The organism is Zooshikella harenae (assembly GCF_018837975.1).
GTDB lineage: Bacteria > Pseudomonadota > Gammaproteobacteria > Pseudomonadales > Zooshikellaceae > Zooshikella > Zooshikella harenae.
Window position 1 is genome coordinate 1 of sequence record NZ_JAGSOY010000042.1, and the last position, 22,195, is coordinate 22,195.

The following is a 22,195-nucleotide window of genomic DNA, read 5'->3' on the forward strand; positions in this document are numbered from 1 at the left end:
TTTACCATTCAGGCTGAGTAACTCCAGGACAAACTTTGTGCAATTTGAGGTCCGAATGAAGTTTATTGTTAAATGACTGCTTGATCAGAATTTTATTGAGGGTTTCATAGAGGTGAATTGCTTCTGGGTACTTTTTGGAAACCATGACGTGATAATAATTATTTTTAAAAAAGCTTGGTGAATAAGTTATTTTATCTCGTTGTTCTTTAGTGTAGTATTTGTTCAATATTATAAAACCATTGTCAAGGGGCATTGGGGCCAATGCTGCACGATTTTTTAACAGTAAGTTGAAAGATAATTTTTCTAAACGTACTTTTCTTATTGCGAATTTGTATTTTTTAGCTGCTGTTTCAAATTCTCTACCGAAGTAATAAGATTCTGTTATGACAATTGGTCCTGCATTTTTTAAACTTTCTATAGATGTCAGCTTTACTGGGTTGGATTTTAAGTGGAAAACTACATGCTCCATGATGTAAATGGGATAAGTGAAATAGAACGATTTTGCTCGCTCTTTATTGCAGATCCAACCAGGTGAAGCCATCACGCGTCCAGCGGATGAATTATTATAGGCTGCTTTCCAGCTCTTATACCAAACATAATTAACGTCAATACCTTTATTTTTTAGAAGGTTCTTTAAATATTGAGCTAAAGATCCCTTATTCTTGACTTTGTCGTCGAAGTACGGTGGCCAATTAGCTACTGCAAAGTCAATAGTTTCTTGCCCATAGGTAAGAGAGATGAATGAAAACAGTAAAATATATATTGCTATTTTTTTGAATAAAAAGTTGTACATAGAAGTCCGACTAAAGTGAATTGTAGCCGTAGTCTGTTTGCTAACAAATTGAGGTTTCGCTTTCAGTATATTTATAAAAGGTTCTGGTTTGTGGATGCGGACAGTGTAAGTATAGCTGTACTATGATTATTGTATATAAAGGCAGATTATGAAGTTACGCTTGATGTCAGCGCACATTATTTATTTTGGGATAGTTTATCAATTAATGTTGGAATTTCATGTAGGCTATGGGCTATAGCATCTGGTTGGCATTCATGATACACCCAGTTGTCTTGTTGAGGGTTAAACCAAATTGATTTAAAGCCTGCCTGGTTTGCACCTAAAATATCATGAATTGGGTGATCTCCAATATGGGCGATTTGGTTAGCCTGAACGCCTGCTAATGAGACTGCCTTTGAGAAAATAGTAGGGTCTGGTTTACTGATTTTGATCTCTTCAGCTTTAATGGCAAAGGAAAAGTATTGCCCAATACTCATTTGAGATATTTCTGCATTACCGTTGGTAATGACTCCTAAGCTATAGCGTCGACTTAACTGTTTTAATGTTTTCTCAGTATGAGGGAAGTAAGTCACTTGTTGTCTTGTAGATAAAAAGCGTGCAAATGCTTGCTCAGCGAGTTTTCTGGACGAATCACCGTAGCCACACTCTGAGAGTGCTTGTTCAAGAGCATGGCGTCGTAACTCACTGACATCGTGTGCCAATTCAGGGGTCTTCTCTAATAGCTCATCCTTTAGCTTTTTGAGCTGTGTTAAAGAATATTGTAGGGTTAACTGCTCGCAATGTTGTTTTAGCCAGGTGTACATAGCTGACTCTGCTTCTACCATGACGAGCTTATTATCCCAAAGGGTATCATCAAGGTCGAAAGTAACCGCTTTAATCATGGTTTTTTTTACTGCGTTTGGAGCGGGGATGGCTGCTATCGTATACGTTACTGAGGTATTCAAAATCAATATGGGTATACATTTGGGTGGTTGAAATATCTTTATGTCCCAGTAATTCCTGCACTGCCCGTAAATCCTTGCTACCTTCAAGCATATGTGTAGCAAAACTGTGGCGTAACATATGTGGATGTAAGTTAGTATTTAAGCTTTTTTCCTGCGCTAATTTTGTGAGTCTATACTGTACTTGTCGTGCACTGATGCGTGTACCTCGAAGTGAAACAAACAGCGCAGGGCATGTCTGCTTAGCCACCACAGGACGAATTGATAACCAACGCATCAAACTCTCAATGGCTTTGCTGCCCACAGGTAATAGCCGTTCTTTATTGCCTTTTCCTTGAACTTTTACTAAGCATGACGTTAAGTTGATATCTCCCATATCAAGTGAGACCAGTTCGGTTAAGCGTAATCCAGACGAATAAAATAACTCTAATATAGCGTGGTCACGATATTGTAGAGGATCATCTTCAGGTGCTGTGAGTAAGTGCTCCAGTTGGTCAACGGTTAATGTTTTAGGCAGTTTGCGTTGTGTTTTTGGGGCTCGAAGATTAAGTGTAATATTGCTTGATAAGTGTTGGTTTATATAAAGGTAATTGCAAAATCGTCGTAAAGTTGCCAGCTGACGTTGAATTGATCGAGGGTTTAGACCTCGTTGATGTTGAGATTGTAGAAACGCTCGGAGTAGAGGGGTTGATAGTTGTGACCATTGTTGTAGCTGGCGATCTTGCATAAAAGCAAGCAATTGCTGTAAATCTCGTTGGTAACTCGTCAGGGTGTTTTCAGCCAGGCGACGTTCAACACGCAAGAAATTTATAAATTGATTAATAATCAGTTCAAGTCGAGTCATACTATTAGCGAGGCCAGTATTGGAGTAATGCGCGACTCAGTATATCAGCAATGTAGCTTATGAAGAGTGTCCCCATGGCCATCTGGAAATGTTTACTATCTTTACTGCCTATGGCAAGTATGCCTAGTGGCTGCGTACTCCGTAGTGTAATGACAGCACTGGAACCAACTACTTGTGCATGTTCTTGAAATAAAAATTCTTGTTCATTATCTCGAAGGACTCCACAAACAGGCTTATCTTGTGCGAGTAAGATAGAAATCTTTTGCTGGGCGAGCGTAAGCGGTTTAACCTGGAAGTAAGCACTTACTTTAGGCTTATCAGTAAAAAGTATGAGACTTACAAAATCAACATTAAATTCATGTTTTAAAGTAATACGACAAACCTTACCAATCTCATCAAGTGATTTGGCTTCCAGTAGCTCAGTAATTAATCGACGGGTTTTTTCAAAGAGAGAATCATTTTCTCTCGCAATATCTAATAATTTATTAAGCTGGTTACGTAATTCTAGGTTGCGTTCTCTGAGGAGACACACTTGTCGTTCAATCAGGGAGGTTGCTTCTCCTGATGGGTGTGGTATTTCGAGTAATTTGAGCAGGTCTGGCCGTTGATAGAAAAAGTTGGGATTAGCCTTTAGGTAATCTGCCACTTCGTCTTCAGTTGTTAGTGTTTGTGGTATGGTTTGTTGCTGTTCTTTCATATACGTACTTGCCCCTCAAAAACACGGGTTGCTGGCCCGATCATACGCACTGAGTGTCCACTTCCCTGCCATTCTATTTGTAATGAGCCTCCTGGCAGATCCACCTGAACTTGTTCTGCTAACAAATTTTGAAGACGTCCAGCCACGACTGCTGCACAGGCACCTGTTCCACATGCAAGGGTTTCTCCTGCGCCCCGTTCAAATACACGTAACTTAATTTGTTGCGAATTAATGACTTGCATAAAACCAACATTAGCACGTTGCGGGAAAGATTCATGTTTTTCCAGCAATGGACCCCATTTTTCAACGTGGGCTTGATGAATATCTTCAACAAGCAAAACCATATGGGGATTACCCATGGAGACGGCGCTAACGTCAAAGGCTTGGTTGTTACATTGTATAGGATAGGTGATAGCTTGCTGTCTCGCCTGGAATGGTACCAGGGCAGGTTCAAGAATTGGTTGTCCCATATCTACTTCAACTGTATTGTTATTATGGACAATAAGCGTTATATCGCCACCCTGGGTTTCAACACTGATAGTGCGTTTGCTGGTTAATTTCCGGTCTCTGACAAAACGGGCAAAGCAGCGTGCGCCATTGCCGCACTGTTCAACTTCAGAGCCATCAGCATTGAATATACGGTATTTGAAGTCTACATCAGGTTTGGTTGGGGGCTCGACAATAAGTAGTTGATCAAAGCCAATACCAAAGTGTCGGTTGGCTAGTTGTTTGATTTTTTCTTGGGTGAGGCGAGCATATTGGGTAACCAAGTCGATTACCATAAAATCATTGCCCAATCCGTGCATTTTGGTGAAGCGAAGTAGCATTTAAAGTAGTCTCAATTCTTAAATACTTTATGAAAACAAGTCTGTTGTAATTATATTGTTGTGATACCCATAGAAAAGAGCATAACCATGACTATGTTCTTCTTGAGTATATCCCCTTTAATTGTGGATATAAAAAACGACTAAGAAGGTAGTACATCACTTGTCGCAGATATAATTTCACATAAAGGTGTTTCGTTTGTCTTAAGCCTAACAGTACTTGCTGTGTATTAACACTAGGTTTGTTTTTTAATTTTCGTGCTAGGTTTTGCAGTTTAATCGTGCAACTTAAGGGCATATGGCTAGCCTAAGTTCAGGCTAGCGGGATATGTATACCTTTACTGGGCATAAAAAATATGAGCCTGGCGATTATTCAGGCAGTAATAACTCATTGGTAAGTTGTTCTGTAATGGTTTCGCGTTTGCGAATTAAATGATAGTGATCACCATCAACCATTACTTCAGCTGCTCGGTTACGTGTATTGTAATTGGAGCTCATAACAAAGCCGTAGGCACCTGCTGAACGTACAGCGAGTAGATCTTGAGGTAGAATGGCAAGCTCACGATCTTTGCCTAGAAAGTCACTGGTTTCACAAATGGCGCCAACAACATCATAGGTTTGTGGTTCGCAGTCATGCCGGGGAGTAACTGGAATAATTTCTTGCCATGCTTGGTAAAGAGCAGGTCGAAGCAGATCATTCATAGCGGCATCGACGATAGCAAAGTGTTTTGTTGCTGTGGGCTTTAGATAATCAACTCGAGTAATGAGAATGCCGGCATTGGCAGCAATAGATCGACCAGGCTCAAAGACAAGTTCTAAGGCGCGGTTGCCTAAACGCTCTAGAATGGCACTCGCATAAGTATCAGGTTCGGGAGGTTGCTCATTCTGGTAAGGTACCCCAAGCCCTCCACCTAAATCCAAGTGTTGTATTGTTATACCCTTTGCTTCCAATGCATCAACTAAACCCAGAAGTCGGTCTAAAGCATCTAGAAACGGTGGCAAAGACGTCAGTTGTGAGCCAATGTGGCAATCAATACCAATAATATGGATATGGCTTAAGCAAGCAGCCTGCTCATAAACCATGATTGCTTCATTGATATCGATACCAAACTTATTTTCTTTTAGTCCTGTGGATATATAAGGGTGCGTTTGTGGATCCACATCAGGATTAACACGAATAGAAATGTTGGCAATGATATCCATATCGCTGGCAACAGCTTGAAGTTGTTCTAATTCAGCAATGGATTCAACATTGAAGCAGTGGACTCCAACAGATAACGCTCGATGCATTTCATGAGGCTGTTTGCCTACACCAGAAAAAACAACCTTTTTTGGATCGCCTCCAGCGGCAAGCACTCTCTCTAACTCACCCACAGATACAATATCAAAACCTGCCCCTAGCTTAGCAAGCACGTTGAGTACCGCAATATTGGCGTTTGCCTTGACAGCAAAGCAAATTAAGTGGGGGTGATTACCCAAAGCGCGTTGATATGCTTGAAAATGGCGGGTTAATGTCGCGCGCGAGTAAAGGTAGGTGGGGGTGCCAAATTCTGCGGCTATCTTAGCGACGGGAACATTTTCTGCAAAGAGTTCACTGTCTTGATAGTGAAAGTGATCCATAATGACCTAAGTACACCTGTCTGGTTGTGATTTTTTACTCAGCTGTTTCTTCAGTCGTTTGCTGTTGTTCTGTGTCATCTGGCAAATATAGAGGCCCTTTTTGGCCACAGCCGGACAGTAACAACAGCAAAACCATTGAGAAGATGATACGCATCACACTTGCTCCTATCCAGTAGATATTCAAAAGAAATAGTATACCTTGTCAATACCGTGCTGGCTATTTAGACGCTGATTCTAATTCTATCTTTCATAAAAGGTAAGTTTGTGTAATTCAGGAATAATCTTTCATAAGTCAGTGTCTGTAAAATGTTTGGTATACGCCATGTGATCAATGTCGGTTATTTAATATAGGATCATTCTCGCTGTATTCTGGCGCACTAAATTATATTCAGGTTTTCGTAAAGCGTTGATCGTATAAACAATGGAAGTTTATGAAACGACGTTTTATATCCTGCATTCAAGCTATATGGACTGACTTACTTAAAGGTGCATTAAAAAAATCTATGGAGTTTTTTCCAAATTATCTTTTTTTTAGGGATGCGTACTATGGTTTTCAGCTTCTGCAGAAGATTATAAAAAATAAGTTATCTCTGTTTGTAAGCTAAGAAAATAATTTTTTATAATTAATAAGGAGATATTGATTATGGCATCATGTGCACCTTTTAAAGTAGCGTTTAATGGTCAGCCAGAAGATATTTACAATCGTGTAAAAGTAATGATTGATGGAAATGGTGGTACACTGGAAGGTGATACTAAATCAGGTAAATTTACTGTTTCTGTACCCATTTTTGGCACAGTTAAAGGTGAGTATACGATAGTAGGTAAAGAAGCAGTGATTACTATTACTGAACGCTCTCCTTTCCTTGCTTGCCAAACTATCGAGAACTTCATCCGTAAGAACTTAGATAAAGTAGACCCTTAATTATACGGTAGTTAAAAAGTATAGTTATAGTTTGAAAAAAGAGAGCCATTTTTTTGGCTCTCTTTTTTATTGAATGAAAATCTCTTATATAAAAAATATAACAGTTTTACTATATAAAACGAGAAGGATGGATACTGTATTCATTTTTAGTTGATAGACATTGAACCCAATAAATTCAACCAGCTTCGTTTATTGCCATGGTTGAATTCAATTCGGTAAAATTTATCTGGTATGTTTAAATCTATGAAATAAGCAGCATAGTTAAACGAAATATTGTCCCCTTTAATTAAGAAAGCTTTGATATCGCCATTGCGAATAACTGATACTTGATCAAATGTTTTAAAGTCAGTGTGTCTCGCTGCTTTATAAAGGCCCAGTTTAAGTGCACGAATATTAGCTTGTTTTTCCTGTAGTATTTTTTTACGGGGAACTTCAAACATAATAGTGGGTATATCATGGGCTTTAATGTTGCTATTTTTAAGCTCAGGGTAATCATCAAGCGTTAATATCTGCAGTGCTAGAGAAAAACCCACACGCTGTTTTAGGAACAGTTCGTTTTCTGTTTGGCTGATCGAAGAGAACGGACCACTGATTCTAAGCCGAAAGGCATCAAATAGAAGCGTAGTTGCTTGAGCTGGGGGCGTTACTTTGGCTGGCCAAGGCTGTTCAAGTGCAATGAACTCACAAAACTGCTCTTGACAGCTATGATTAGCAACAGGTGTGGTGTTAGTGGTAGGTTGTGTAGTATCAGTGTTAAGTGATGAAGCTTGAACTTGAAGGCTCACCTGAAGGCTGAAGAATAGGGCGCAGGCAATATGCCATAGCTTGTTGTTAAAGAGTTGTTTCATTTTAGCTGCCCCCTCTGACATGATTACTTGGTACTTTACCTTTTGCGTACTGAGGGAGGTTGGGGGTATCTCACAATTTGGATAGTCGACAATCGCAAGGCAGTTAGAGAGTGCTAGTTTTTGAAATAAAACACAGTGTAATCAGGTCAGAACTGATAATGGCATAGCCAATACGAATGGTTTTTAGGCGAGGTCATCGAGTTATGAAGCCCAGGAGCTTATAAATAATAAGTGATTGGGGGGAAGAATGAAGAGAACAAAGCCCTTGTGCCTTGGTGGTATAAAAATCATTCGTGAAGGGTATATAAAATGTTATAGGGGATCATACCTTTAGTGCAGGACAACCAATGAAAAAATCAAAACTGATTTTGGCAACGAGTGTTGCTATTGCCATAGCGCTTTTTTTTCTGCTTGATATTGAGCAGTACCTTTCCGTTTCTTTCTTTCAGTCACTCTACGATCAGAATCCTATAGAAACAGCTTTGATTTTCTTTGTTATCTATGTCGCAGTTACTGGGCTATCACTGCCTGGTGCTGCATTAATGACGTTGGTTGCGGGTGTCATTTTTGGACTGTTACACGGTACTATTCTGGTATCTTTTGCTAGTACGATTGGCGCTACCTTAGCATTCTTACTTTCACGCACATTACTTCATGACTGGGTACAAAGCCGTTTTTCAAACTATTTGAAAACCATTAACCAAGGTATTCACCAAGAAGGCACTTTTTACCTTTTTACATTGCGTTTGATTCCTGCAATTCCTTTTTTTGTGATTAACTTAGTTATGGGACTAACCCCTATTCGGACGGGACGATTTTTTATTGTCAGTCAGGTAGGCATGTTACCAGGAACAATTGTCTATGTGGGGGCTGGGGCAAGTCTGACACAGGTTGAAGAGCTATCAATTAAAGGTGTATTACAGCCAGAAATCATTATTGCATTTCTTTTACTGGGAATATTCCCCTGGCTGGCTAAAGCGGTAATATCGCGCTGGAAGGAGTACAAAGTGCTGAAACCGTATCCCAGACCCACTCACTTTGATACAAATTTATTGGTGATTGGGGCAGGATCTGCAGGACTGGTTTCAGCTTATATTGCGGCTGCAGTTAAAGCAAAGGTCATGCTGATTGAGCGCTACAAAATGGGAGGGGATTGTTTAAATACGGGATGTGTTCCTTCAAAAGCGTTATTAAGGTCAGCCAAAATGGCGCATTATTTCCAACGAGCAGAGGCTTATGGCATTGTCCAACCAGAAGTGCATGTTGACTTTGCTAAGGTGATGGAAAGGGTGCACCAAGTTATTCAAAAAGTGGAACCTCATGATTCTATTGAGCGTTATACAGCACTTGGTGTTGAGTGTGTAACAGGGACAGCAACTATTAAAACCCCTTATTCTGTAGATATTGATGGGAAAACTATCACCACGAAAAATATCATCATTGCTTCAGGTGGACGCCCTGTGGTGCCGCCAATTCCTGGTTTAGACGCTATAGATTATTACACGTCAGATACGATCTGGCGTATTCGTGAGCGCCCGGAGCGTATGTTGGTGATTGGTGGGGGACCCATTGGTTGTGAGTTAACTCAAGCATTCGCGCGACTTGGAGTAAACGTTACACAAGTAGATATAGCACCTCGCTTGATGCCTCGTGAAGATGAGGAAGTCTCTGCATTAATACAGCAGAAGTTTATAGAAGAAGGTATCGAGGTTTTAGTAGCTCATAAGCCTGTTGAATTTTATCTTAACGATGGACAAAAGCAGGTTATTTTGGAAGCAGATGGAGAGCAGAAAACGCTAAGCTTTGATCTTGTGTTAGTTGCGGTAGGTCGTCAAGCGAACACTGCAAACCTTGGGTTGGATGCATTAGGCATAGCATTGACTGAGCGTGGAACACTAGCCGTCAATGACTATTTACAAACTAAATTTCCAAATATTTATGCCTGTGGAGATGTTGCTGGTCCCTATCAGTTTACTCATACGGCATCACATCAAGCATGGTATGCCGCAGTAAATGCCCTATTTCGGCGATTTAAAAAGTTTAAAGTGAACTACAATGTTATTCCCTGGGCAACATTTACTGACCCTGAAGTGGCTCGTGTTGGACTTAATGAACAGGAGGCTCAAGAGCGAAATATTGCTTATGAAGTCTCTCGATATAATATTGATGACTTGGATCGGGCTATTGCTGATGAAGAGGCTCATGGGTTTGTTAAAGTACTTACCGTCCCTGGTAAAGATACTATTTTAGGGGTGACAATTGTTGGGTATCACGCCAGTGAGTTAATTACAGAATATATTTCAGCTATGAAACATGGTTTAGGATTAAATAAGATTCTGGGTACAATTCATATTTATCCTACATTATCAGAAGCTAACAAGTATGCGGCGGGTGTGTGGAAAAAGGCGCATGCACCTGCAAAGTTACTCAATTGGCTGGCACGATATCATCAATGGGAACGTCAAGGAAAACACGAGTAGGCTCAGTGTCGTAGGTAACTTTATATATCTGCTAGGGTGGGACGTTCATTATGGTAAAACCAGCTTAAAGACGCCTCCACCCAGTTCACTGTTATTTTCCAGTTGAATGTAGCCAGTACTGTTTTCTTGTGTGTGCAGTTGGGCAATTCGCTGAGCAAAATAAAGCCCAAGATGGGTACTTCCTGTATGTGTATTAATGGATTTTTGCGAATGAAAGTGCAATGGGTCAACAAGCATATGATCTGGATAACCAGGACCGTTGTCAGCTATTTGTATCGTTAATCCGTTGGTTGCTTGTGCAGTAATTTTAATTTTGCCTTTGGTGTAACGTAGGGTATTTACTAACACGTTATTGATGACACAGGCAATCAAGTCTCGGTCGTAGTACCAGCTTAAATGAGGAGGACAGTCAATTTCTAAGTTTATATTTCTTGCATCAAATAAGATTTTATTGCGTAAGGTTTGCTCTTCTAACAAATCCATTACAAACTGTTCTTCGATTTGTAATAGTAATTGATTTTGGTCTAGTCGATATAAGCCGAGTAATTGGATCAGATCATTATTAACTCGAGAAGCCTCGTAATGCAGTAATGCATAATACTGTGACTGTGCTTGTGTTTTAGGTGGAAATTGCTCAACGGTTTCTTCGATTGAGCCTAACAGCATACCAAGCGAGTTTTTCATGTCATGCACTGTAGCAGCAAGTACTAGAGAGAAATCTAAAGTTGGAACATCCGCCATAATGATCTCCGAAGACTATGCTGATAGTTTTTGTTGCAATGAGGCTATTTTAGTTTTTAGTGCTTCATAACGTTCAAACTGTGGATGCGAAGCATGAATATGATTTACATTATTTAAATAAATTTGACACTGTTCTAACGTTTTTTTGGCAAGTCCTGAGTCACTCATTTGTTTAAGGTAAGTTTGAATCAGGTTTAAATTGAGGCCAGGGTGTCTTGGAGAAAACTTAAGAGCTTCAGTGAATTTTTTAATGGCTTTAGTAAAGTCTTGTTGTTCGTAGGCCGTAATTGCTTCTTGGTTAATTGCAGCCGCTTTTATACGATTTTTAATACTGACGGGTTCGTCTAAGAGTGCATTGGCCTGATCAATTAAATCTTGTTTATCAGAGTTTTCAGCAATAACTTTCCTTAAAATTTTTTCTGCGTCTTCAGTACGGTTGTTGGTAAAGAGTGTTTTCGCCATTTCTAGTTGGATATCGGGATTAACACGATCTCCCATCTTTTCCATTGCTTGTAACGCTGATGTTAAGGATTTTTCAGCATCAGCTTCATTATTTTGGCCGGCATGGACGCGGGAAGTTATCATTGCTGACTGCAACATTAATTTTGGATCATCTTTATATTTTTTATTGATTTGTTCCAAAATATTTAAGGCTTCTTTGGCTTGGATTTTGCCTTCTTTAGAGTAGTCATGTTCAGCATTGTCGGATAAGCAACGCGCAAAATTTAGATGGTTATCTGTGGTATCATGAATAGAGTTTTGCCCTAGCTCTACGGTGTTGCGGTAGGCTTGTGTTGCTGTGTCAAGATCATCATTTTTGCGACTGATTTCTGCGAGCTTAAGTTGTCTATGAACTGAACGAGGTGAAATTTGTACCCCCGTCATGATGGCTTGTTGTGCTTTGCTTGCATCACCAATAGCAAGATATGTCGCCGCAATTTCATCGTAGCAGTTAACATACTGAGGGTTTATGGCAAGGAGCTGATTAAAGTACTCAAGTGCTTCTGGATAGTTTTTTCGCGCAGCTGCTACTTTACCAAGTGTTAAATAAGGCCAGTCTAACTTTCGTTCTTCTAATTGTTTCTGACAAATTTGTTCAGCTTCATCATAATTTTTATTTTGATAATATAATTCAGCCAGTTTTCGGGTACACCACTTATGACTTCTTGAATCTTGTTTCAGGATCTTTTGGCATTCACTAATCGCTTGCTTAATATTGTTTTGGTCCAGTGCTTTTTTTATAGGTAAAACTTGGTAGTGCTCATCCATCAGCCGGTCAAGACGATTCTTAAGCATGGACTGGGTGATGGGTTTTGTTAGATAAGCATCTGGCTGATGTTCTAAAGCGCCTAACACCATATCTTTTGTTGCTTCTGCTGTAATTAGTAAAAACAGGCTGGTATTTTTAAGGCGTCGGGTGTAGCGAAGCTCATCTAGTATCTGTTGACCATTTTTTCCAGATCCAAGATTATAGTCACACAGAATCACATCGTAGTCTTGGTTTTTACAGGCTGCGATGGCATCTCGACCATTAATTGCCATATCAACTTTGGATACACCAAAGCCATCTAACATCTTTTTTATCGATAGACGAAAGTTCTCAAAGTCATCAATAATAAGAAAACGTTTGTCAGTATAATTAATGAATGCCATTGGTTACCCCGTCCATGTTCAAAAAGCATGGTTTCTGGCAATCAGTATAGCAGCTATCAGGTAAGACTAAGGGCTGGGTTATAAGCCTTAGTGAAGTCGTTGGAGAAGTACACTCCACTAAGTAATAAAGCAGAGTGTAATGATTAGAAAAGCTGCGTTAATCGCAATGCTTTAGGCAGTGATTGTTTTGACACCCTCTTGTGTGCCAAGGAGAAGAATATCTGCAGGGCGAAGTGCAAAAATGCCGTTTGTAACAACTCCAGTAATATTGTTGAGCTTAGCTTCAAGCTCTCTAGGATTGGTGATGCTGAGATTCCAGACATCCAGAATCACATTGCCATTGTCAGTGACAACACCTTCTCGATATTGCGGATCTCCTCCTAGCTTAACGATTTCTCTAGCCGCATAGCTGCGAGCCATAGGGATGACTTCTACAGGTAGTGGGAATGTGCCCAACACATCGACCAGCTTGCTTTCGTCGGCAATACAAACGAATGATTTAGCCACTGCAGCTACAATTTTTTCTCTTGTGAGTGCTGCACCACCACCTTTAATAAGCTGAAGTTGGCGGTTACTTTCATCTGCGCCGTCAATATAAAATTCTAATGAGCTTACAGTATTAAGATCATAAACAGGGATGCTGTGTGACTTAAGGCGGTCTGCACTCGCTTCTGAGCTGGCTACTGCTCCATCAAACTGGTTCTTAATAGCAGCGAGCGCGTCGATAAAAAAGTTAGCTGTTGAGCCTGTACCAATGCCAATGATGCTATCTTGCTCTAAGTGAGGCTTGATATGGTCTAGTGCAGCTAATGCTACAGCTTGTTTAAGCTGGTCCTGATTGACAGACATGAATAGTACCTTTTGCTTTAAGAATCTTTACGGCGGGAATTATATACCTTTCACTGAGGGTATTCTCATTTAAGGCTAGCCTTTCTATTGATTAGGGATATTGACGCTGCACACTGTGACTAATACGTTATAGAATAGTACACCTTCCATAAAATTAATGAGTGTTGTAAAGAAGGATGTCATGCTTCAGCAATACATTAAAAAAATATTAGAAGCGCCAGTCTATGATGTGGCCGTTGAAACTCCGATTGATCAGGCTGTTTTCCTATCCAAGCGTCTTCAAAATACGATTTTGATTAAGCGAGAAGACCTACAACCGGTATTTTCCTTTAAAATTCGTGGCGCCTATAACCGGGTTGCTCAGTTGTCTGAAGATGAAAAAGCGCGAGGCGTGATCGCAGCATCAGCGGGAAACCATGCTCAAGGTTTGGCGTTGGCGGCAAAAAAACTGGGTATCAAGGCTGTCATTGTGATGCCACAAACGACGCCTGAAATTAAAGTGCGCGCTGTTAAAGAAAGAGGGGCTCAAGTCATTTTGCATGGCGATGCTTTTGATGAAGCCTTAGCCTATTCGCAAAAGTTAGTTACAGAGCATGGCTATGTGTATATCCACCCTTATGATGACGTGGATACGATTGCTGGCCAGGGCACGATTGCGATGGAGATTTTACGTCAGCATTCAGGCAAGCTTGACGCGATTTTTGTTCCTGTTGGTGGTGGTGGGTTGATTGCGGGGATTGCTGCTTATGTAAAATATCTTCGACCTGAGATTAAAATTATTGGTGTTGAGTTTGAAGAGTCAGCGTGTTTACAAGCGGCTATGCAGGCTGGAGAGCGGGTTGTATTACCTCAAGTAGGAATATTTGCTGATGGTGTTGCTGTTGCTCAAATAGGTGAAGAGACATTTAAAATTTGCCAGCGTTATGTTGATGATGTTATCACCGTCACCGCAGATGAAATATGTGCAGCAATTAAAGATATTTATGATGATACTCGTTCTATTTGCGAGCCTGCGGGTGCTTTAGGAGTTGCTGGTGTTAAGAAGTATGTTGATCTACATAAAACACATGGACAAACTTTTCTAGCCGTTGATAGTGGCGCTAATGTGAATTTTGATCGGCTGCGTTATATTTCGGAACGAGCTGAGTTAGGTGAGCGCCGAGAGGCAATAATTGCTGTTACTATTCCTGAAAAACCCGGTAGTTTTAAAGCTTTTTGCCAAGCTTTAGGTAAACGCAATATTACAGAGTTTAATTACCGTTATCATACGGCACGTGAAGCACAGATATTTGTGGGTGTACAAACAGGTATAGACCCACAAGATCAAGCAAAAGCGACTATTCAATCACTAGAAAAGAAAGGGTATGCGGTTACCGACTTAACAGATAATGAGCTGGCAAAACTACATATACGTCATATGGTAGGTGGGCATGCAACAGCCGTCGATAATGAAGTTGTTTATCGTTTTGAATTTCCCGAACGACCTGGTGCATTGTTACGATTTTTGAATAAATTAGGCCAACGTTGGAATATCTCCATGTTTCACTATCGGAATCATGGTGCTGCTTATGGGCGAGTATGTGTTGGTTTACAAGTACCTTTGAATGAGCGAGAACAAGTACCTTCATTTTTGGAAGAAATAGGTTATCACTATTGGCCTGAATCAGAAAATCCAGCATACCAGCTATTTTTAGGCTAGAAGCTGGTTGTTAGATTTTAGGTGAGTATCACTTTATTGTTGCTTGTGTTGTTTACTTTTTTTCACTTCATGAAGATCAGGCCGGACATGTTCATTGCAAACGGTCTGATTGCTCCCACCTTTTTTAGCAAGTGCTAATGCTTTCTGTGCGAACTTGACTAAGTCCTGACTACAAGAGCCTGGTTCAGGAGTACCTGCTGATAGACCTATTGATACGGTCACAAATGAAGCAATGCCTGAAAGAGGGTGATGAATATGGGCATCGTGTAAGTTATTGTGAATACGGCGCGCAATTTCTTCTGCCCCTAATTGGTCAGTCTCAGGGAGTAAGGCAACAAACTGCTGCCCTTCAAACCGGCTTAAAACATCAACACTTCGAGTGATTGATCGCTTCAAAATATTAGCGACATCTTTTAAGCAGATATCTCCTTGTTGGTGACCATGAGCTTCATTGTAAAAACGAAAGTTATCAATATCGATTATCATGAGGGCTAAAGGCTCTTCCTGCCGAGCAGCACGTTCCCACTCATTGATAAGCATTGACTCAAAGTGTTTACGGTTGTAAACACCAGTGAGCATATCACGTGTTGAAAGAGTGATGAGTCGTTTTTCAAGTTCGCGATGTTCAGTTACATCATGGACTACAACCAGTAGATACTTTCGACGGTTTAGTATAGTAGTGCGTGTAGTCACTTCGACTTGTAGTGCAGAGCCATCCTTTTTAATCACCTCCATTTGATAAATGCTTGAAGTAAGCTTTCGTCGGGATGATGCTGCTTTTTGTATAATACGCTCCATTTTTTTGGCAACTAAATTGCCGTGTTGTAATGCGAGCATAAACTCATGTTCAGCATAGCCTAATGATGTAAATGTGGAGTTATTGTAATACATCAACTCACGTGTATTGTAATCAACAATAATGAGAGCATCGCGAGATAAGTTGACTAAATTAGTAAATAAATCCAATTGCAATGTTTGCTCTTGAAATTGTTCTTCAATTCGTTGGCGCTCTTGGATTTCATGAGTAAGCTTATCGTTCGCTTTTTGTGCTTTTTCGCTCTCAATATATACTCTACGTAAAGTCGATAAGCATAGTGTGAAAAAACCACTCAAACAGATAGCGGCAATAAAAGCTGTTAAAGGTAAGAGTGAGTGACTTTTTTGGCTAATGGTAAAAGACGGGTAGCCATAGATTGTCCAAGGCGAATGTTCATTGATATTAGTACTGATTTTAATGGCAGCATGTCGGTCATAACCTTCTAAATAATCGGTTTGATAAATAATTCTACCGCTTTCAATGACTTTGAAAGCAAACCCTTCATAATCAGATTGATTTGACAGTAAACTGTTGATTACCGATTTGACACGGAAAACTCCTACAATAAAGCCGAAGAAATTATTTTTTTGATCAAATATCGGCGTGTAATTAATAAAGCCCTCTCCGCCTTGCACAAGTGGAATAACTTGAGTGGTTACACTACTTTGCTGGGTGAAAGCCCTTCTTAGATGGAATATAGCGGGATTACTGGGTGGTATCCGGAAGTTAATCACTTTCTTGTTAGACTCAAGGGGAACAACCCAGCGAATCGTGTAGTCTTGGTCCATCCACTCAAGGGCTTGAAAGTTTGGAAAGTCTTTAAGCAAATTATTGGCGTCTGCTATCCATACACTTTTAGGTATTGTTTTTAGGACTGACCAGCGTTCAGCCATACGTTGCAAAGCATTGCGTTGTGCATTGAGTGATCGATTTATTTCTGTGGCAAGTTGCTGAGTGGTGTGCTGGGTATTTTGCTTTAGAAAATTGTAGTCTTTCTTTTCAAGAATCATGTAACCCAGTAATGATACTAAAACCATGATCAAACCAAAATAGGGGGGAACCCAGGCAGGCACTCGCTCTTCTTGGTATTTTTCCCAAGGTGTATGTTCAATGATAAGGGTTAGTCCACTGAGGCTGATAAGGAGGTTATCTCCATAAAGAGTGGAAAAAAAATGGGTAAACCCATACTGGGGTGGTAGGTCAAGTAAGAGTGTGTAGAGTCCTGTTATGCCATAGATCAATGGCCAGCAGGCTAAAAATCCTCGAGTGAATGGCAGGCTTTTGAGGGGGGAAATACGTTCGTTAATTAGGAAGCTAATACTGCCAGCGCCAAGTACTGTTAATGAAGCAAGGGTCACTAAAGGGTTATTGTTTAGATCTTGGGAAGGGGAGTAAATTGATAACGTGCTATAGTCAGTGGTTACCAGTTGGGTTGCCAGAGAAATCAACGTGGTAAAAAGTGTTAGGCCACCGAGTACGACGGAGAAGCGATAATGATGGCGGTAATGGGATAGTGTTGCACTTGCTAACAGTATTAGTGCTATAGAGACCCCCCAAGCTGTCTGGCTGAGTGCAAGCAAACAGGCTGCGCCTACAATTAATGTAGCTGAGCCACCAACAATAAATATGCTATAACACTGAGCAAAAACACCCTGTATCTGCAATAAGTACTTATGGATTTTATGCACCATAAAAACAGCATAGTCTTGGTACATAGTCTTGACTAGCATGTCACTGTACTGTTTGTCAGAAGACGTAAGTGCTGCTTTACCAGGCATTAAGCTGGCAAAGCCTCAGTCTGTAGGAGGAAAAGACGGATATGGGTAATGAAACAAAATAGTTAGAGATGTTAATCTGCTAGCTTGTTAATAATGTCCCATTGTTGTTGGGTTACAGGCATAATGGATAAACGGCTTCCTCGTTTAACTAAGGGCATTTCACAAAGTTCTGGTTGTTGTTTCAGTTCGTCTAGACTGATTATACGGGAATATTTTTTGTAGAACTTTATATCTACCATGAACCAGCGGGGGTGTTCAGGCGTGCTTTTTGCGTCAAAGTAGGGTGAGTTTGGGTCCCAAGCAGTATGATCAGGGTAAGCAGTTCGGCTGACTTCTGCAATGCCTACAATGCCAGGAGGTTTACAACTTGAGTGGTAAAAAAGAACCAGATCGCCCAGGTGCATTTCGTCACGCATCATATTGCGTGCTTGATAGTTTCTTACACCATCCCAAGATTCAGTTTGGTCTGGTGAGTTAAATAGGTCATCAATGCTAAAGGCATTAGGTTCACTTTTTATTAGCCAGTAGTGTGGTTTTTTAGCCATTTGGAGATAGACCTTGAAATAAGAAAATAAATTCATTCTATTGGTATTATTCTAACGTAATGTGGCAAACATCACATTTGCTTGCTATCTATCGGAGTAGAATGCGGCAGTTAGCGTATTATTTATGGGTCCTATAACTCATATGACAACGCTATTTGATTGAGTGAAGAAGGAAAATTATTAATAAATACTACGAGTAGTTGGTTTGTAAACTGATTGAGAATTTTTAGGCATTAAAATAATAGTAAACATGCTTTTAATAAAGCGTTAATCTCAGTAAACAGACTACTTGTATTATGTATATATTAGATTTCATATATAGTTGTTTATACCTTACAAAAAATTTTGAAGGGTATGTGACTTATTGTTCTTAACCAGTGACGGTAACTTAATTTGTGGTGTTAATTGTCATGACACAAAAAAAACCAGATTTCATGACGGTATTGGTTGTGCTTTTTTTGTTTGGGGTTATAGCTACGGGGTTTGTGCAAATTAATGAAAGCTTCGCGTTATCTTCCCACCATGAGACAGGTAAGCGCTAGCTAAACGCTTTCCCCTGTTTTTAGCTAACATTGATACACCCGTTGGTCAGTGGCTATTGCATTTAAGGGTATATCCCAACTGGCTGTAGGCAGTTTATCTACACGTTGGCACTCATGTGCGACGCCCATTAATTTAGGGTGGCGCATGTGTGGTATTGTCTGTACAAAAGCAAAGGTTCGGTCATAGAAGCCCCCCCCCATTCCCAAACGACCTCCATGAATATCAAAGCCAACCAGTGGTAAGAGGACAAGGTCTAGTGCCCAAGGCGTAATAACTTTATTTCCTCGGCGAGTTGGTTCAGGAATGCTAAAGCTATTCAGGCTTAATGTTGTATGTGGCTGATAATGAACAAACCATAGTCGGTTGTGTTTATCTGGTCTAAGGACAGGTAAAAATACCTGCTTTCCTGATTCCCATAGAAAACGAATAGTAGGTGATAAGTTAATTTCACCATCATTGGCAATATACACAGCAACTGTTTTGCTTTTTATAAATACTGGATTTTTTTTTAGGCTGGATAAAAGACATTCGCTGGCACGTTGCTGTTGGTGCTTGGAGAGCTGGCGACGCTTTTGGCGTAATGTTGTACGAAGTGATTTTCGAGTTGGGTTCATATTACAGAAAAAAAGAATGACCCCCAGTTTGCCGCTGTCAGTATAGCCCTTGAACCCATGGTTCAAGGTGGTGGCTGCTGAAATACGTTGGGCTTTCCACTTTTAAGTGGACATGCACTCCAGTATTTACGAGGAGCCTCCTAATCTTCGATTATCGGCTCAGGGACAGTCGTGACTGGCCTGCAAACCAGGGAGCCTGTTTAAGATTATAATGATTTAAGAAAAATTGTCGCGGTTTTTTTTAGATAATTTTTGCATCAATAACCAGGGTCACTATTTACGTCTTGTAACACCTTATCTACTTTTTTAACGATCTGTTCCACCTGACGTTTGGTTTCTTCCTGGTCTTTGGAGATAGATTTTGCCAGCTGTAATAACTCATGGGCTATATTTAATGCAGCCATTACCGCTATGCGTTCTAAACCAATTACCTTGCCAGTTCCACGAATATCACGCATTTTACTGTCCAAGTAGTTAGCTGCTTCTACGAGCGCGGCTTTTTCTTCTTCGCCACAGCTAACACGGTAATCTTTATCTAAAATACTAACAGTTGTGGTATTAACAGCAGAATTGCTCATGATTCTTGTTCCAGAGCTTTAAGTCGGCTGATCATGGCTTCAACTTTGCTACGAGCGAGTTCATTCTTCTCGACGAGTTGTGCCCGTTCCTCACGCCATGTTTGCTCACTTGCTTTAAGCGTTTGGTTTTCTTCTAGTAATTGCTGGCATAGAGCTAATAGCTCATCAATTTTGTGATGAAGCATGTTATTTAATTGTTCATCCATAGCCTTTAGATTAGCCGTAATATCAGCGGTTACTATAGAGTGCCTGATGAAAAGGGTCAATCTTTGGTACAGTGTTACACATTGAAATGATAGCATTACTCCAATTAATTGGTGGGCATAGGTTTAATATATGGTCAATAATCCTCAACGTGACGAGAAAGCCCTTGACTATGACAATTTGTTTGAATTGTTTTCTAGCTTAAAGTCGATACAAACCCCTGCAGAGTTACATGGCCAATTGACGGGTTATTTGTGTTCGGGAAAACGTTTTCAGCCAGACGCATGGTTACAGGTTGCACAAAAAATGATGGATATTGAAGCCTTAACGGATGAGGCAAAGGTTAAGTTAATTAATCTGTATGACCATGTGATTACTGAGCTTGAGGATCAAGCCTTTGGTTTTCAGCCTTTACTTCCTGATGACTCAGAATCTTTGACAGCACAGGCACGTGCCATTGGTGGCTGGTCTCAAAGTTTTTTGGCTGGGTTTGGTTTAGGGGGAGCTATTCAGTCATCACTGTCTGAGGAAATTATTGGCATACTTCGTGATTTTGCTCAAATTGCACAGTTAGAAACAGAATTAGAAGATAGTGATTGCAATGAGTCAGACTTAACTGAAATTATTGAATATGTTCGTATGGCTGCATTATTAGTTTACACAGAGTTTAATAAAACTGCTGATCAAAAGCAGGTGCAGTCAAGCCAGCCTAAGAAAAAACATTAACTTTTCCGTGTTAACGTTGACAAAGATATTCGCATAAACAAAGTTAAGTAAGGTGTTTTTTTAAGTAAAGAAGACACTAGCAGTGCGTCCAGTAAAGTGGTGAGTTGCTCAACTTGGTAATCATAGGGAATCTAAATGAAAAAAATTACCGCAGTAGAATATAAGCATCGTCGAAGTGCGTTAATGGCTGAGATGGAAGCAAATAGCATTGCCATTTTACCTTCCGCGCCATTGCAGCCCCGTAATCGAGATGTAGAGCATCCTTATCGTCAGGATAGTGACTTTTATTACTTAACTGGATTTGCTGAGTCTGAGTCGGTATTAGTGTTAATTCCTGGAAGAACACATGGTGAAGCTGTGCTTTTTTGCCAGGAAAAGGATCCTGAAAAGGAACTATGGGAAGGACGACGGGCTGGTCAAGAAGGTGCTGTGGCTGAATATGGGATGGATGATGCGTTCCCTATTAATGATATTGATGAAATATTGCCTGGCCTTATAGAGGGACGTTCCAGAGTTTACTATGCCATTGGGGCAAATGAACTCTTTGATCGTCACTTAATGGGTTGGATAAAGTCGATTAAATCGAAAACCAAACAAGGTGCACAGCCACCAGGAGAGTTTGTTGCGCTTGAAAATATCTTGCATGAACAGCGGCTATTTAAAAGTGATGCGGAAATTACAGTAATGACAGAAGCTGGTGAAATCTCTGCAAAGGCTCATTTAAGGGCAATGCGTGCTTGCCGTCCTGGTTTGTATGAGTATCAGCTAGAGGCTGAAATTCTTCATGAATTTATGCATGCAGGCGCTCGCTTTGCTGCTTATCCCAGTATTGTGGGAGGGGGGGAGAATGCATGTATCCTGCATTACACCAACAATGATTGTCAGCTTAAGGATGGTGATCTCATTCTTATTGATGCGGGCTGTGAGTTAGACCACTATGCCGCAGATATAACCCGTACTTTCCCTATTAATGGGCGATTTTCTGAAGAGCAGAGAGCTATCTATGATCTTGTACTGACGGCTCAGCTTGAAGCAATTGAAGCAATAAAACCTGGCACCGTGTTTAATCATATTCATGATATTACTGTGCGAGTAATCGCTGAAGGCTTGGTTAAACTTGGGATTTTAACAGGGGATGTGAATAAGTTAATTGAGGATGAAGCCTATAAGCCTTTCTACATGCATAAATCCAGTCACTGGATTGGTATGGATGTGCATGATGTTGGCGATTATCGAATTGCTGGACAGTGGCGTGATTTGGAGCCAGGCATGGTGCTAACCATTGAGCCAGGGATTTATATTGCGCCAGATAATATGGATGTTGATCCTAAGTGGCGAGGGATTGGGGTGCGTATTGAGGATGATGTTGTTGTTACAGAGACAGGACACATTGTTGTAACCAGTGCAGTACCCAAACAGGTACATGAGATTGAAGCATTGATACAGCAGGCACAGTAGGTAGCGAATTGAGGGGATGTT

Annotated in this window: 22 protein-coding genes and 1 other RNA gene; 6 read left to right on the top strand and 17 right to left on the bottom strand. The window is 40.4% G+C overall.

Translation table 11 applies throughout. From position 1 onward, the window contains the following. Window position 1: 1 nt before the first annotated feature. The 7 genes from KCG35_RS16050 to lptM form a co-directional block, all read right to left on the bottom strand. Window positions 2-793, bottom strand: a complete 792-nt coding sequence (locus KCG35_RS16050) for a substrate-binding periplasmic protein (protein ID WP_215820811.1) — start codon at window positions 791-793, stop codon at window positions 2-4. A 176-nt stretch (window positions 794-969) separates the two neighbouring features. After that, entirely contained in the window at window positions 970-1,674 is a 705-nt protein-coding gene (locus KCG35_RS16055; RefSeq protein WP_215820812.1) for an HAD family hydrolase, read from the bottom strand. Further along, window positions 1,667-2,578 (bottom strand): tyrosine recombinase XerC, encoded by a 912-nt coding sequence (gene xerC / locus KCG35_RS16060; RefSeq protein WP_215820813.1) that lies wholly within the window; start codon window positions 2,576-2,578, stop codon window positions 1,667-1,669. The genes KCG35_RS16055 and xerC overlap by 8 nt, the downstream gene beginning before the upstream one ends. Window positions 2,579-2,582: 4 nt before the next feature. Continuing rightward, a complete protein-coding gene (locus KCG35_RS16065) occupies window positions 2,583-3,275 on the bottom strand; it encodes a DUF484 family protein (protein ID WP_215820814.1) in 693 nt (230 codons plus the stop codon). Next, window positions 3,272-4,102 (bottom strand): diaminopimelate epimerase, encoded by an 831-nt coding sequence (gene dapF, locus KCG35_RS16070; RefSeq protein WP_215820815.1) that lies wholly within the window; start codon window positions 4,100-4,102, stop codon window positions 3,272-3,274. The genes KCG35_RS16065 and dapF overlap by 4 nt, the downstream gene beginning before the upstream one ends. A gap of 366 nt (window positions 4,103-4,468) precedes the next feature. Next, the gene (lysA, locus tag KCG35_RS16075; protein WP_215820816.1) at window positions 4,469-5,719 is read right to left on the bottom strand and encodes a diaminopimelate decarboxylase; all 1,251 of its coding nucleotides are present in this window, start codon (window positions 5,717-5,719) and stop codon (window positions 4,469-4,471) included. A gap of 34 nt (window positions 5,720-5,753) precedes the next feature. Further along, complete coding sequence (gene lptM, locus KCG35_RS16080) at window positions 5,754-5,873, bottom strand: LPS translocon maturation chaperone LptM (protein ID WP_215820853.1); 120 nt, start codon at window positions 5,871-5,873, stop codon at window positions 5,754-5,756. Window positions 5,874-6,362: 489 nt separating this feature from the next. On the opposite strand from lptM, the gene KCG35_RS16085 reads away from it, so the two are divergent. Then, window positions 6,363-6,641, top strand: coding sequence for a copper resistance CopC family protein (locus tag KCG35_RS16085; RefSeq protein ID WP_215820817.1), 279 nt, complete (start codon window positions 6,363-6,365; stop codon window positions 6,639-6,641). 146 nt (window positions 6,642-6,787) lie between these two features. On the opposite strand, the gene KCG35_RS16090 is transcribed toward KCG35_RS16085, so the two are convergent. After that, window positions 6,788-7,489 (bottom strand): hypothetical protein, encoded by a 702-nt coding sequence (locus KCG35_RS16090; protein WP_215820818.1) that lies wholly within the window; start codon window positions 7,487-7,489, stop codon window positions 6,788-6,790. 347 nt (window positions 7,490-7,836) lie between these two features. Here KCG35_RS16090 and lpdA point away from each other — a divergent pair, with 347 nt between their 5' ends. Continuing rightward, entirely contained in the window at window positions 7,837-9,969 is a 2,133-nt protein-coding gene (gene lpdA, locus KCG35_RS16095; protein WP_215820819.1) for a dihydrolipoyl dehydrogenase, read from the top strand. 48 nt (window positions 9,970-10,017) lie between these two features. Here the strand turns inward: lpdA and KCG35_RS16100 are convergent, their stop codons facing one another. The 3 genes from KCG35_RS16100 to rpiA all read right to left on the bottom strand — a co-directional run bounded on the left by KCG35_RS16100 (window position 10,018) and on the right by rpiA (window position 13,212). Next, entirely contained in the window at window positions 10,018-10,710 is a 693-nt protein-coding gene (locus KCG35_RS16100; RefSeq protein ID WP_215820820.1) for a sensor histidine kinase, read from the bottom strand. Window positions 10,711-10,725: 15 nt separating this feature from the next. Continuing rightward, a complete protein-coding gene (locus tag KCG35_RS16105; RefSeq protein WP_215820821.1) occupies window positions 10,726-12,363 on the bottom strand; it encodes a tetratricopeptide repeat-containing response regulator in 1,638 nt (545 codons plus the stop codon). A gap of 171 nt (window positions 12,364-12,534) precedes the next feature. Next, window positions 12,535-13,212 (bottom strand): ribose-5-phosphate isomerase RpiA, encoded by a 678-nt coding sequence (gene rpiA / locus KCG35_RS16110; protein ID WP_215820822.1) that lies wholly within the window; start codon window positions 13,210-13,212, stop codon window positions 12,535-12,537. Window positions 13,213-13,369: 157 nt separating this feature from the next. Between rpiA and ilvA the strand changes: the two genes are divergently transcribed. Then, window positions 13,370-14,911: a threonine ammonia-lyase, biosynthetic gene (gene ilvA / locus KCG35_RS16115; RefSeq protein ID WP_255561986.1), complete on the top strand. Its 1,542-nt coding sequence runs from the start codon at window positions 13,370-13,372 to the stop codon at window positions 14,909-14,911. Between the two features lie 33 nt (window positions 14,912-14,944). Here ilvA and KCG35_RS16120 read toward each other — a convergent pair whose 3' ends face one another. Together KCG35_RS16120 and KCG35_RS16125 are read right to left on the bottom strand one after the other, a co-directional pair. After that, window positions 14,945-17,506, bottom strand: coding sequence for a sensor domain-containing diguanylate cyclase (locus KCG35_RS16120; protein WP_215820824.1), 2,562 nt, complete (start codon window positions 17,504-17,506; stop codon window positions 14,945-14,947). 71 nt (window positions 17,507-17,577) lie between these two features. After that, entirely contained in the window at window positions 17,578-18,051 is a 474-nt protein-coding gene (locus tag KCG35_RS16125; protein WP_215820825.1) for an EVE domain-containing protein, read from the bottom strand. A gap of 410 nt (window positions 18,052-18,461) precedes the next feature. Between KCG35_RS16125 and KCG35_RS26700 the strand changes: the two genes are divergently transcribed. Then, window positions 18,462-18,593 (top strand): hypothetical protein, encoded by a 132-nt coding sequence (locus KCG35_RS26700; RefSeq protein WP_255561987.1) that lies wholly within the window; start codon window positions 18,462-18,464, stop codon window positions 18,591-18,593. Between the two features lie 24 nt (window positions 18,594-18,617). Here KCG35_RS26700 and KCG35_RS16130 read toward each other — a convergent pair whose 3' ends face one another. The 4 genes from KCG35_RS16130 to KCG35_RS16145 all read right to left on the bottom strand — a co-directional run bounded on the left by KCG35_RS16130 (window position 18,618) and on the right by KCG35_RS16145 (window position 19,992). Continuing rightward, a complete protein-coding gene (locus KCG35_RS16130) occupies window positions 18,618-19,208 on the bottom strand; it encodes a 5-formyltetrahydrofolate cyclo-ligase (protein ID WP_215820826.1) in 591 nt (196 codons plus the stop codon). Between the two features lie 16 nt (window positions 19,209-19,224). Next, window positions 19,225-19,405: non-coding RNA, 6S RNA (ssrS, locus tag KCG35_RS16135), on the bottom strand. A 60-nt stretch (window positions 19,406-19,465) separates the two neighbouring features. Next, the gene (locus KCG35_RS16140; protein WP_215820827.1) at window positions 19,466-19,786 is read right to left on the bottom strand and encodes a cell division protein ZapA; all 321 of its coding nucleotides are present in this window, start codon (window positions 19,784-19,786) and stop codon (window positions 19,466-19,468) included. Next, a complete protein-coding gene (locus KCG35_RS16145) occupies window positions 19,783-19,992 on the bottom strand; it encodes a TIGR02449 family protein (protein WP_215820828.1) in 210 nt (69 codons plus the stop codon). Before KCG35_RS16145 ends, KCG35_RS16140 begins: the two co-directional genes overlap by 4 nt. A 130-nt stretch (window positions 19,993-20,122) precedes the next feature. Here KCG35_RS16145 and KCG35_RS16150 point away from each other — a divergent pair, with 130 nt between their 5' ends. Together KCG35_RS16150 and pepP are read left to right on the top strand one after the other, a co-directional pair. Beyond that, a complete protein-coding gene (locus KCG35_RS16150) occupies window positions 20,123-20,716 on the top strand; it encodes a UPF0149 family protein (protein WP_215820829.1) in 594 nt (197 codons plus the stop codon). 135 nt (window positions 20,717-20,851) lie between these two features. Further along, window positions 20,852-22,174, top strand: a complete 1,323-nt coding sequence (gene pepP / locus KCG35_RS16155; RefSeq protein ID WP_215820830.1) for a Xaa-Pro aminopeptidase — start codon at window positions 20,852-20,854, stop codon at window positions 22,172-22,174. The last annotated feature ends 21 nt before the right edge of the window (window positions 22,175-22,195 follow it).